The sequence below is a fragment of the Acidovorax sp. GW460-11-11-14-LB4 genome, from assembly GCF_059423685.1.
Genome location: NZ_JBWKYJ010000032.1, coordinates 38,608 through 49,938, shown reverse-complemented (window position 1 = coordinate 49,938; position 11,331 = coordinate 38,608). Strand labels below are relative to the sequence as shown.

Annotated in this window: 11 protein-coding genes; 4 read left to right on the top strand and 7 right to left on the bottom strand. The window is 69.3% G+C overall.

The window, feature by feature from the left end; all coding sequences use genetic code 11:
* The first annotated feature begins 23 nt into the window (after positions 1–23).
* The 3 genes from AC07X4_RS13275 (at position 24) to AC07X4_RS13265 (ending at position 3,359) form a co-directional block, all read left to right on the top strand.
* Positions 24–1,139: an aminoglycoside phosphotransferase family protein gene (locus AC07X4_RS13275; RefSeq protein WP_494740323.1), complete on the top strand. Its 1,116-nt coding sequence runs from the start codon at positions 24–26 to the stop codon at positions 1,137–1,139.
* 98 nt (positions 1,140–1,237) lie between these two features.
* A complete protein-coding gene (locus AC07X4_RS13270; RefSeq protein ID WP_494740322.1) occupies positions 1,238–2,002 on the top strand; it encodes a 16S rRNA (uracil(1498)-N(3))-methyltransferase in 765 nt (254 codons plus the stop codon).
* Positions 2,003–2,201: 199 nt separating this feature from the next.
* Entirely contained in the window at positions 2,202–3,359 is a 1,158-nt protein-coding gene (locus AC07X4_RS13265) for a diguanylate cyclase (protein WP_056056740.1), read from the top strand.
* Here the strand turns inward: AC07X4_RS13265 and AC07X4_RS13260 are convergent.
* The gene (locus AC07X4_RS13260; RefSeq protein ID WP_494740321.1) at positions 3,343–3,897 is read right to left on the bottom strand and encodes a DUF3617 domain-containing protein; all 555 of its coding nucleotides are present in this window, start codon (positions 3,895–3,897) and stop codon (positions 3,343–3,345) included. The genes AC07X4_RS13265 and AC07X4_RS13260 overlap by 17 nt on opposite strands.
* Before the next feature lie 129 nt (positions 3,898–4,026).
* Positions 4,027–5,325 (bottom strand): acyl-CoA dehydrogenase family protein, encoded by a 1,299-nt coding sequence (locus AC07X4_RS13255; protein ID WP_494740320.1) that lies wholly within the window; start codon positions 5,323–5,325, stop codon positions 4,027–4,029.
* Positions 5,326–5,533: 208 nt separating this feature from the next.
* Here AC07X4_RS13255 and AC07X4_RS13250 point away from each other — a divergent pair, with 208 nt between their 5' ends.
* The gene (locus tag AC07X4_RS13250; protein ID WP_494740319.1) at positions 5,534–6,295 is read left to right on the top strand and encodes an SOS response-associated peptidase; all 762 of its coding nucleotides are present in this window, start codon (positions 5,534–5,536) and stop codon (positions 6,293–6,295) included.
* Positions 6,296–6,340: 45 nt separating this feature from the next.
* On the opposite strand, the gene AC07X4_RS13245 is transcribed toward AC07X4_RS13250, so the two are convergent.
* The 5 genes from AC07X4_RS13245 to AC07X4_RS13225 are packed head-to-tail and all read right to left on the bottom strand — an operon-like array spanning position 6,341 to position 11,330.
* A complete protein-coding gene (locus AC07X4_RS13245) occupies positions 6,341–6,949 on the bottom strand; it encodes an alkylhydroperoxidase domain protein (RefSeq protein ID WP_116748390.1) in 609 nt (202 codons plus the stop codon).
* The gene (locus tag AC07X4_RS13240) at positions 6,946–7,602 is read right to left on the bottom strand and encodes a CMD domain protein (RefSeq protein WP_494740318.1); all 657 of its coding nucleotides are present in this window, start codon (positions 7,600–7,602) and stop codon (positions 6,946–6,948) included. Before AC07X4_RS13240 ends, AC07X4_RS13245 begins: the two co-directional genes overlap by 4 nt.
* Complete coding sequence (locus AC07X4_RS13235; RefSeq protein WP_494740317.1) at positions 7,599–8,702, bottom strand: putative FMN-dependent luciferase-like monooxygenase; 1,104 nt, start codon at positions 8,700–8,702, stop codon at positions 7,599–7,601. The genes AC07X4_RS13240 and AC07X4_RS13235 overlap by 4 nt, the downstream gene beginning before the upstream one ends.
* Positions 8,635–10,353 (bottom strand): dipeptide ABC transporter ATP-binding protein, encoded by a 1,719-nt coding sequence (locus tag AC07X4_RS13230; protein WP_494740316.1) that lies wholly within the window; start codon positions 10,351–10,353, stop codon positions 8,635–8,637. Before AC07X4_RS13230 ends, AC07X4_RS13235 begins: the two co-directional genes overlap by 68 nt.
* Positions 10,350–11,330 (bottom strand): ABC transporter permease, encoded by a 981-nt coding sequence (locus AC07X4_RS13225; RefSeq protein ID WP_494740315.1) that lies wholly within the window; start codon positions 11,328–11,330, stop codon positions 10,350–10,352. The genes AC07X4_RS13230 and AC07X4_RS13225 overlap by 4 nt, the downstream gene beginning before the upstream one ends.
* Position 11,331: the final 1 nt, after the last annotated feature.

Genomic DNA, 11,331 nt, shown 5'->3' with positions numbered 1-11,331 from the left:
CCCCATCGCCCGCCGGCCAGCCCCTGGGCGCCACCGTGGCCGCACCTGCTGCGCCCGCCGCCTCCACCCCTGTCAGCTGGCCTGATGCAGCCCGCCGCGCGGCCTTCGAAGCCTGGTTGGCGCCTCTCGTGGGCCCCCACCAGCTGCTGCCTTCCACGCTGCGCCCCGCCTCGGCCGATGCCAGCTTCCGCCGCTACCTGCGCATCGACACAGCCACGGGCGCCAGCCGCATCGTCATGGACGCGCCGCCCGACAAGGAAAACTGCCAGCCGTTTGTGCAGGTGCAGGGCCTGATGGCCGCCGCCGGGCTGAACGTGCCGCAGATCCTGGCGTTTGATGCGCCCACCGGCTTCATGCTGCTGTCAGACCTGGGCCACCAGACGGTGATCGAGCGGCTGAACCCCGAAAAACCCCAGGACGCCTACGCCTGGTACCAGCAGGCCACCGATGTGCTGCTGCAGTGGCAAAAGGCGTCCACCCCCGGTGTGCTGCCCGCCTACGACGAGCCGCTGCTGCGCCGCGAGCTGGCGCTGTTCCCCGACTGGTACCTCGCCCAGCACCGCAGCGTCACGCTGGATGACAAGCAACAGGCCACCTTGAGCAGCGCCTTTGACGCCATCGTGGCGCACAACCTGGCCGCCCCGCAGGTGTATGTGCACCGCGACTTCATGACCCGCAACCTGATGGCACCTGCCGCACAGGGCGCCCCCTTGGGCGTGCTGGACTTCCAGGACGCGGTCTACGGCCCCATCACTTATGACATTGCCAGCCTGCTGCGCGATGCGTTCATCAGCTGGGAAGAAGAATTCGTCATCGACATTACCGTGCGTTACTGGGAAAAGGCGCGCAAGGCCGGACTGCTGGGCGCCACCAGCGCCAGCGGCTGGGGCGATGACTTTGGCGAGTTCTACCGCGCGGTGGAGTGGATGGGCCTGCAGCGGCACCTCAAGGTCGCGGGCATTTTTGCGCGCCTGACCTTGCGCGACGGCAAGCCCAAGTACCTGGCCGATGCGCCCCGCTTCATCGCCTACATCCGCGCCACCGCCAACCGCTACCGCCAGCTGGGGCCCCTGCTCAAGATGCTGGACCAGATCGAAGGCACCGAGCCCGTGGTGGGCTTTGCGTACGGCCGGATGTAGCCCTGGCCGCCTGCACGCACGGCACACCCAATAAATCAAGCAAAAACCGGCTCAAGCGCACACAAATCATGCGCTAGCAGCTATTACAAAGATAGCAAATGCCCCGTTTCCATTGCCCGGCCCCCCTGGCCACCGGCGCCGAGCTGGACCTGCCCCCGGGCGCTGCACGCCATGTGCAGGTGCTGCGCCTGCAGCCTGGTGACGGCATCACGCTGTTCCACGGCGGCCAGAGCGCGGCCGACCCGGGCGGCGAGTTCGATGCCACCGTGGTCAAGATGGGCCGCAGCGATGTGCGCGTGCTGGTGGGGGCGCACCACGCCATCGAGCGCGAGGCGCCCCGCGCCGTGCACCTGCTGGCGGGTATCACCGCCAACGAGCGCATGGACTGGCTGGTCGAGAAAGCCACCGAACTGGGCGTGGCCAGCATCACCCCACTGGTGGCCGAGCGCAGCGTGCTCAAGCTCAAGGGCGAGCGCGCCGACAAAAAGATCGCCCACTGGCAGGCCGTGGCCGTGGCCGCCTGCGAGCAGTGCGGCCGCAACCGCGTGCCGGTGGTGCACGCCGCCACCGACCTGGCGGGCTGGCTGCGTTCACCAGGGCAGGGCCTGGCGTCTCCCGAGACACGGGACACCCCCCAGCGCCTGCTGCTGTCGCTGCGGGCCGGAACCGTGCCGCTGCGCGAGGCCACGGGCAGCGCGGATGGCCAGCGCCCCGTGCTGTTCCTCTCGGGCCCCGAGGGCGGGCTGAGCGCTGCGGAAGAGGACCTGGCGCTGCAACATGGCTTCGCCCCAGTCACGCTGGGCCCGCGTGTGCTGCGTGCCGAGACGGCCCCGCTGGCCGCCTTGGCCGCGCTCACGCTGTAGCGCGACACCCCGCGCGCAGGCCGGGCTCGCCACGCGGGCCCCACGCCCGGTCAAGGCCAGGACAAGCCCTGGGGGGCTATACGCACGGCACTACCTCACCGTAAAATCTCCGACCAGCCGGTAACCCAGGATCACACGGGTTTCGGGCCACCCCGCCCGCGCGCCGCGCGGCCCTCTCTCCTGGCCGGAGCCCCCCACCTTGCGCCCACCCGCCCGCTGGCAGCGCCTCAAGGATGTGATCCTCTCCACCGACCCTCGGCGGCGCACGCTGGTGGGCATGGCCTTGCTGGCGCTCACGCTGATGGCAGGCAGCGCCGGCGTGATGCTGCTGGTGGCACATTCCAGCACCACCGTGGACCAGACCGCCGTGCAATGGTGGGCCGCCCTGTCGGTGGGCGGCCTGGTGGTCATGACGGCCTTCATCCGCTCCGGCGAAACCGCCCGCCTGCGCGACCCCTCGCTCACCATCCCGCAAATGGTCTGGACCATCACCAGCGGTGCGGTGGCCTATGTGCTGGCGGGCGATGCGCGCGGGCTGGTGCCCAGCGTGCTGGCCATGATCCTGTTCTTTGGCACCTTCGGCCTCACGGTGGCCGAGGTGATCGGCATTGGCGTGTATGCGCTGCTGGCCTTTGCCAGTGCCATCGGCGTCAGTTCGCGCTTCAACGCCAACGCCTCGGGCTACCTCGACACCGCCTACGCGCTGATGGTGCTCATCGTGCTCAGCGGCTGCATTGCGCTGAACCTGCGCATCCAGCGCATCCGCGCCAAGCTGCAGCAGCAGCGCGAGGCGCTGGCCCAGGCGCTCGAAGTCAACCGCGAACTGGCCACCCGCGACGAGCTGACAGGCCTCATCAACCGCCGCGCCATGCTCGACCTGATGGCGCTGGAGCACCGCCGCAGCCTGCGCAGTGGCCGCCCGATGCTGCTGGCGCAGCTGGACATCGACCACTTCAAGCCCATCAACGACCAGCACGGCCACGCCACCGGCGACCGCGCGCTGCAGGCCTTTGCGGGCACGGTGCGCGCCAGCGTGCGCGACACCGACGTGCTGGCCCGCTGGGGTGGCGAAGAGTTTGTGCTGATGCTCACCGACACCTCGGCAGACCATGCGCGCGAGTTGCTCGAACGCATCCGCCAGGCCGTGCAGGCGCTGGAGATTGCCCACAGCGCAGGCTCACTGCACCTCACGGTGTCCATCGGCCTGGCGCAGCACCTGCCCGGAGACACCGTGGAGCACACGCTGGAACGCGCCGACCAGGCGCTGTACCACGCCAAGGCCCTGGGCCGCAACCGCGTGGTGGTGGCGCCTGCCGCCCACCGTACCGTGGCGGCAGGGTCTAACGCACGGGCTTGATCGTGCCGCAGTCAGCGGCGAGCCACTTGCCGTTCTGCACCATGTCGATCTGCTCGGGCTTGCCGTTGGACGTGGTCTTGACCTTGAAATTGCCCGTGTAGGCCGTGGGCCCCTGGAAGGTCATCGTGCCCTCTCCCGTGGTGGGCGGCTGGCCTTGGGTGCCCTTGCAGCTGAACGTCATGGCCACCGCGTTGGGGCCCGTGCGTTGCACGTTCTGCGTGCAGCCTTCCTGCGCCGGAATGCGGTCCAGGTCGGCCTGCTCGGGGCTGATGCAGACCTTCACGGTGTTGCCGCTGGGGCCCATGCTCACGCCCTGCTGGGCCATGGCTTGCTCCATCTGCTTGCGCTGCGCGGGCGTCAGGCTGGCCATGGACTTCTGCATCTGCGCCATTGCGGCCTCCAGCTGGCCGCTCTGGCTTTTCATGGTCACGCTGTTCTCCCACAGGCCGGGGCGCAGCTTCTGGGGCTGGGCGTGGGCAGTGCACAGCACAGCGAAGAAAACGGCAAACACGAAAGCGCGGGGGATGGTGGTGTGCATGGTGTGGGGGCCTCAGTGACAGCGGCTGGGACCACAGTATCGGCAAGCACGCCCCGGCTGCCAAGTGGAGACGGAGCACTTCAGGGGCCACGATCGACGGCACGCTCTCTCTGAAAGACGCCGGACCGCTCAAGCACTCAGGTGCGGCGGCGCGCGCAGCTGCTCGGGGGTGGTGAAGTAGGCCGCCGACGCCCCCAGGGCCGCACGCGCCTGCGCCAGCTCATGGCGCGCCACGGTGCGCAGGTGCACCTCGTCGGGCCCATCCATCAGCCGCAGCGCGCGGCCCCAGGTCCAGAAGGCGGCCAGCGGCGTGTCGGGCGACAGGCCCATGGCGCCAAAGACCTGCATGGCGCGGTCCACTACCCGCTGCTGCAGGCGCGCGGCCACCACTTTGATGGCAGCGACCTGCGCACGCACGGCGCGCGCGTCCGCCGCATCGGCTGATTCGCCCTGGTCCAGCAGCCACGCAGCGTGCAGCACCAGCAGGCGCGCCTGGTCGATCTCGATGCGCGACTCGGCCAGCCACTCCTGCACGTTGGCCTGATCGGCCAGCGGCTTGCCAAACGCCGTGCGCTCCAGCGCGCGCTCGGTGGCCAGGCGCAGCGCCAGCTCGCACTGGCCGATGGTGCGCATGCAGTGGTGCACACGGCCCGGGCCCAGGCGCGCCTGCGCCATCGCAAACCCCGCCCCCCAGTCGCCCAGCAGGTGGTCCGCAGGCACACGCACGCCCTGCAGCAGGATCTCGCAATGCCCCTCGGGCGCATGGTGGTGCAGCACGGGGATGTTGCGCACGATCTGCACACCCGGCGTGTCCACGGGCACCAGCACCATGCTGTGGCGGCGGTGGCTGTCTGCACCATCGGCATCCGCATTGCGGCACAGCACGATGAGCAGTTGGCAGTGCGGATGCGCCGCGCCGGTGATGAACCACTTGCGGCCGCTGAGCACCAGGCCATCCCCCTCGCGTCGCACCGTGGTCTGCAGGTTCGTGGGGTCGGACGAAGCCACGTCGGGCTCGCTCATCGCAAAGGCCGAACGCATCTGGCCGTCCAGCAACGGCACCAGCCAGCGGGCGCGCTGCGCGGGTGTGGCAAAGCGGTGCAGCAGCTCGATGTTGCCGGTGTCCGGCGCTTGGCAGTTGAACACCTCGGCCGCCCAGGGCAGGCGGCCCATGGCCTCGGCCAGTGGTGCGTAGTCGAGGTTGGACAGGCGCGTGCCCGGCTCGTCCTCGCGCAGCGTGGGCAAGAAAAGGTTCCACAGCCCTTCTTCGCGGGCCAGGGCCTTGAGGTCTTCCAGGAACGGCGGCGGGTAGTCGCGCGCGGCCACGGCCGCATGCCAGGCGGCGTTGTAGGGCAGCAGATAACGGTCGATGAACGCCAGCAGGCGATCACGCCATTGCAGAGCCAGGGGGGAAGGTGCGAAGTCCATGCGGACATTGTGAAAACAGCGCCAGCACACGTCACAACGCAAGCGACAACGGGCTTGACGCACATCACGGCCTGCCCGGAGCGCCCTCAGGGAGGCAAACACAGCGCTATTTTATTGATAGCTATCAAGGCATATTGCACTAGCGCTACCAGCCTCTTTTGCTTGAAATCTCGCTGAGCGCCCCCCTGCACACGGGTACCATGGCCCCATGAGTACCCACTACGAAACCCTGCAACACGCCGACACCTACCGCGAGGCGTTTGCGGTCGAGCCCCCTGCGGCGCTGGGTGAACGCCACCTGTGGCCCCGCAAGCCAGGTTTGTTTATCGTGCATGCCGCGACGGCCGCCGCCCTGGCACAAGGGCCCACCAGCCCGGCCGAGGAGACCGCTCCATCAACAACTGCATCAGACACCCCCAGCAACGCCGCCCCCGACCGGGTACTGGTGCCTGCGCAATGGGGCCTGGTGCCGCACTGGGTCAAGTCGGCATCCGACGCCAAGCTGCGTGCACCCAAGCTGGTCAACGCCAAGTCCGACACCGCCTCCGCCGGCACGGCGTTTCGCGACGCATGGCTGAACGGCCAGCGCTGCATCGTGCCCATGGCTGCGTTTTATGAAGACGACCTGCGCAGCGGCAAGGCCGTGCCCACCCGCGTCGCGCGCGTGGACGGCAAGCCGATGGGCGTGGCAGGCCTGTGGGCGCGCTGGCAGGGCGCTGACGGCGAGGTGATCATCAGCTACTGCCTGCTCACGGTGAACGCCAACAACCACGCGCTGCTGCACCGCTACGGCCAGCCCGGCAGCGAAAAAAGCATGCCCGCCATCCTGAACGAAGGCGCGTACGACGCGTGGCTCACGGCCCGGCCGGAAAAGGCCAAGGAGTTCTTGCGCCAGTACGCGGCGCAGTGGCTCACGGCCAACCCGGTGGAAAAAAAGGCGGACAAGGTGCCCAAGGGATTTCTGGACTGAACCAGGCCCCTGTCGCGCACCCGCGCCGTGCGGTGGCCTCTCTGCCTACCCACCGACCTGCAGCTGCGGCTCCCCCAGCGACAGCATCAACCGGTTGGCCCAGTTGAAGAAGGCGGCGCCTTGCAGCGCATCGGCAATGGCGTAGTCATCCAGCCCCACGGCACGCAAGCCGTCGATGTGCTCCGGGCCAAAGTCCGACGGTGTGGCCGACAGTGCTGCGGATGCGGCCACGATGGCGTTCCAGCGGGGGCCCAGGTCGGCAGACACCCCTTCATCGAGCAGGCGCTGCACATCGCCCTCGCGGTGCGAAAAATGTGACGCAAACCGGGCGTGCACCGACGCGCAATAGATGCAGCCATTGAAACGCGACGTGGCCGTGGCCGACAGCTCGCGCTCTGCGCGCGGCAGGCCTGCATCGGGGTTGTAGAAGATGTCCTTGTCGGTGCGCGTGCGGGCGCCCAGAGTGTCCGGGTCGCGCGCCAGCAGGCGAAAGTAGGGCGACTTGGCGCGCGCGGCGTCCACCAGGCCTGCATAGTGGCGATCGGTCAGTTCGTCCTCGGGCAGCGGCGCCAGCCAGGGCAGCCATTCAAGCTGGGCCTGCGTGAAAGCGGTCGGCTCCTGGTTGTCGGGGTGTGTCAGTGGGGTGTCGCTCATGGCTGGACCTCGGTGGTTTGGGGCAACGCAGGGTGTGCCGCCAGTGCCCGCAGGCCGACCACCACACGGATCTGGAACGACAGGAACGCCACCAGCTGCGACAGGATCACGATGTCGGTGGCCGACCAGCCCGCGTCCAGCAGCTCTTGCAGCGCTTGTGGGCTGGCATCGCGCGGGCGAAACACCAGCAGGTGCGCGTGCTCCAGCGCGGCAGACAGCCGGGCGCCCAGCACCGCACGCGCGGTGGGCGCCACGCGGTACACCGGCCCCTCGGCATCTTCTGCACTCAACGGCCCTGCGGGATAGCGGCCATACGGTCCACGCGCCGCGCCTTGCGCAATCTCCGCCGCGATGGCCGGGGCCAGCCCGGGCGGTGCATCGTGGGCCACCAGGGCGGCGGCATAGAAGCCCGCCGCCTCGGGCTGCTGGTGCAGGCCCGCCACAAACGCAGCCACCGCATGCCGCTCTGTCAGCGTCACGCTGCCGGGCACCGGCGCTGTGGGCGCAAACAGCGCCAGGTAGCTTGTGTGGGCATGGGTGCGCGCCTGCAAGCGATGGCGGCGCACGGTGTCAAGGGCATCGCCCGGCTTGATGCCGACCAGCAAGTCGATCACGTCAGGGACTGTGCCTTGGAGAGCAGGGGTGTTTGTCATGCGGGTTCCGGAGTACGTTCAGCAGGCGATGGGGCCAGGGTGGAGGGCACAGATACAGGCTTGCGCACCCAGCCCAATGCCGGAGCCACCTGGGTCGCAGTCAATTCGATGGAGCGCAGGATGTGCTCGTGCGGCGGGTCCACCGAATGCACCTGGAACACGATGTCAGTGGTGCGCGCCAGTGCTGTGTCGGCCTGCAGCGAGGCGATCACATCGTCCGGTGTGCCCACGTGCACGTCGTAGGCGGCAATCAGCTCGGCCAGTGGGGCTTGTGGCCCAGGGCGCGGCGCTTGTCCTGGCAACACAGCGGCGGCAAAGCGCGCGGCGGCGCGGCGCAGGCCCACATCGGCCAGGTGCAATGCCTCCTCGCGGTCATCGGCAACGAACAGGCTGCGCGAGCCCACGATGCGTGGGGTGATGCCGGGCGGCAGCGCAGCCAGGTACGCATCAATGATCGGGTGCTGCAGGTCTGACAGCGAGGCCGCAGGCGCCTCTACCGAGCGCGGCTGGGTGCGCGACAGCATCAGCCCGTCGCCCGCCTGCCCCGCACGCACACCACCCGACACCGAAAACGTGGCCTGCCAGATGCGTGCCAGCAAATGTTCGGCGGCGGGGTACAGCCGGTCACCGCCCGCCAAGGGCCGCCCGGCCCAGGCTTCACGCACCAGCGCGAGGTGCCTGGCATAGACGCTGGCGCGGTCGTCGCTGGTGATGCCAAAGGCGGCGAACGACTCGGGCGTGCCGCCCGTGCCCACGCCCACCTCCAACCGCCCACCCGAGAGCAGGTCCAGCACGATCGCGTCCTCGGCGACACGCACGGCGTTCTCCATGGGCAGGGTCACGATGCCAGTGCCCAGGCGGATGCGCCGCGTACGCGCCGCCACATGGGCCAGAAAGACAAACGGTGAGGGCAGGCCGCCTTCGTGTTCGTGGAAGTGGTGTTGGGCCACCCAGGCGGAGTCGAAGCCAAAGGCCTCGGCGTGGGCGATCTGCTCGGTCACCAGCCGGTAGCGTTCACCGGCTGGCACATCGTCAAGCAGCCTGCTGAAAAACCCCAGGCGCTTGGCGGAGGTGAGTGGTGTGGGTGTCGATAGGGTCATGGTGATGGTTCTTCTTTCCGGGGATGGCTGCAATGAGTTCACGCGTGTAGTCGCTGCCGGGGCGCAGGAACACGTCTTCCACGCGGCCCGCGTCCACCTGGCGGCCGGCCTGCAGTACCGAGACGGTGTCGGCGATCTGGCGCACCACGGCGAGGTCGTGCGAGATAAAGAGGTAGGTCAGGCCCAGGTCGCGCTGCAGCGTCTCCAGCAGCGCCAGGATCTGCGCCTGCACGGTCACGTCCAGGGCCGATACGGCCTCGTCGAGCACCAGCACGCGGGGCTGCAGCACCAGGGCGCGCGCAATGGCCACGCGCTGGCGTTGGCCGCCCGACAGGGCGCGCGGGCGGCGCTCCAGCACAGCGGGCGGCAGGCCGACGCGGGCCAGGATGTCGTGCACGCGGCGCGCGCGCTCGGCGGCGGGCAGCGGCTCGAAGTTGAGCAGCGGCTCTTCGATGATCTGGAAGATGGTCTGGCGCGGGTCCAGCGAGCTGAACGGGTTCTGGTAGACCAGCTGCACCGTGCGGCGGAACTGCCGCAGCACCTCGCCGCGCAGGGTGGTGAGGTCCGTGCCCTCGATGACGATGCGGCCCGCCGTGGGCTGGCGAAAGCCCACCACGTCGCGGATGGTGGTGGTCTTGCCCGAGCCCGACTCGCCCACGATGGCGTGCGTGGTGCCGCGCCGCACGCGGAACGACACGCCGTCCACCGCGCGGAAAGGCTCTTTGCGCCCGGCCACGTCGAAGTCGTGCACCAGGCCGTCCACCACGATGGCGAAGTCCTCGGGCCGCTCGGGCGCATCGTTGGCGGCGGCGGCACGGGCCGGGCGAAACGCCCCCTGCGAAAGCGAAGGCGCATCGGCCAGCAGCTTGCGCGTGTAGGCGCTGTGCGGGTTGCGCAGCACGCTGGCGGTATCGCCCTGCTCCTGGATGCGCCCGCCCTGCAGTACCACCAGCCGGTTGGCCCGGTCGGCCGCCACGCCCAGGTCGTGCGTGACCAGCAACACGGCGGTGCCGAACTCGCTGCGCAGTTCGTCGATGAGGTCGAGGATGCGCCGCTGTACCGTCACATCGAGCGCGCTGGTGGGCTCGTCGGCAATGATGAGCGCGGGCTGCAGCGCGATGGCAATGGCGATCAGCACGCGCTGCTTCATGCCGCCCGACAGCTCGTGCGGGTACTGCCGCGCACGCAGCTCGGGCTGAGACAGGCCCACCTTGGCCAGCAGGTCAACCACGCGCTGCGCGATGGCCTGGCGGTCGCCGAAGCGGTGGATCTTCAAGATCTCGCCCACCTGCTCGCCCACCGTGCGCACGGGGTTGAGCGAACTGGTCGGGTCCTGCGGGATGAGGCTCACCACGCGGCCGCGCACGCTGTCGAAGCGGTCGGGCGACCAGCCGGCGACGTCCGTACCGTTCAGGCGAATCGCGCCATGCTCCACCCGGCCGTTGTCGGCCAGCAGCCCGATGAGGGCTTGCGCGGTGGTGGTCTTGCCTGAGCCCGATTCGCCCACCAGCGCCACGACCTCGCCGGGTGCAATGGCGAATGACACACCGTGCACCACACGCTGTTCATGGTCCTTGTCGCGGTAGGTGATGGAGAGGTTCTCCACCTCCAGCACCGGCGGCGGCGCCACGGCCTGGGCGATGGTGGTCATGCGCGCCCCTTCGTCAACGCCGCGCTGATGCGGTTGGCCGCCAGCACCACGGCCACCACCACCAGCCCCGGCACGGTGGTGAGCCACCAGGCCGTCGAGATGTAGTTGCGCCCCTCGGCGATGAGCAGGCCCCATTCGGGGGTGGGCGGCGGCGCGCCGTAGCCCAAAAACCCCAGCGTCGAGATCGACAGGATGGCCGAGCCGAACTGCAGCGCCGCCATGGCGATCACCGAGGTCAGCGAGTTGGGCAGCACATGGCGCCACAGCACCGCGCCAAAGCGCCCGCCGCTGCCAAAGGCCGCCTCCACATAGTCGGAACGGCGCACGCGCACCACCTCGGACCGTGTGAGCCGCGCAAAGCTGGCGACCGACGCAACACCCACGGCCACCGCCGCGTTCAGCGTGCCAAAGCCCAGGATGATGATGATGGAGAGCGACAACAGCAGCGACGGCACCGACAGCAGCACATCGACGGTGCGCATGATCACGTCCTCCACCCAGCCGCCGATGGACCCGGCCAGCACGCCCAGCAGCGTGCCCAGCACCAGCCCCACGGCCACCGCCAGGAATGCGCCTGACAGCGAATGCACCGCACCGAACACCAGCCGAGCATAGCCGTCGCGCCCCAGCGCATCCGTGCCCAGCCAGTGCGCAGCCGACGGCGCCTGCAGTTGCTGGCCGGCCACGCCCATCGTGGCGCTGTAGCTGGTGAACACACCGGGCGCGACGGCCCACAGCGCCACCAGCGCAAGAACGCCCCAGGCCAGCCACAGGCTGATGGGTGCCCTGCGCGCGCGCTGCACCAGACGACGGCCCCATGTGTCACTGTGCGCGCGCGGCGGCGGGGCGGCAGGGATGGGCACCGTGGGCACCACGACAGCAGCAGGCGCCGCCACGGCACGCTCAAAGCGGTGTGGGGCCGGCTGTGCGGTACCCGTGAAAGCGCCCAGGCTGGCGGTCGAAGACGTGGTGGTCATG

Coding starts and splice junctions, on each gene's coding strand:
- AC07X4_RS13270 (WP_494740322.1), top strand. CDS start 1,238: ATGCCCCGTTTCCATTGCCCGGCCCCCCTGGCCACCGGCGCCGAGCTG.
- AC07X4_RS13260 (WP_494740321.1), bottom strand. CDS start 3,897: ATGCACACCACCATCCCCCGCGCTTTCGTGTTTGCCGTTTTCTTCGCT.
- AC07X4_RS13255 (WP_494740320.1), bottom strand. CDS start 5,325: ATGGACTTCGCACCTTCCCCCCTGGCTCTGCAATGGCGTGATCGCCTG.
- AC07X4_RS13250 (WP_494740319.1), top strand. CDS start 5,534: ATGAGTACCCACTACGAAACCCTGCAACACGCCGACACCTACCGCGAG.
- AC07X4_RS13245 (WP_116748390.1), bottom strand. CDS start 6,949: ATGAGCGACACCCCACTGACACACCCCGACAACCAGGAGCCGACCGCT.
- AC07X4_RS13240 (WP_494740318.1), bottom strand. CDS start 7,602: ATGACAAACACCCCTGCTCTCCAAGGCACAGTCCCTGACGTGATCGAC.
- AC07X4_RS13235 (WP_494740317.1), bottom strand. CDS start 8,702: ATGACCCTATCGACACCCACACCACTCACCTCCGCCAAGCGCCTGGGG.
- AC07X4_RS13230 (WP_494740316.1), bottom strand. CDS start 10,353: ATGACCACCATCGCCCAGGCCGTGGCGCCGCCGCCGGTGCTGGAGGTG.
- AC07X4_RS13225 (WP_494740315.1), bottom strand. CDS start 11,330: ATGACCACCACGTCTTCGACCGCCAGCCTGGGCGCTTTCACGGGTACC.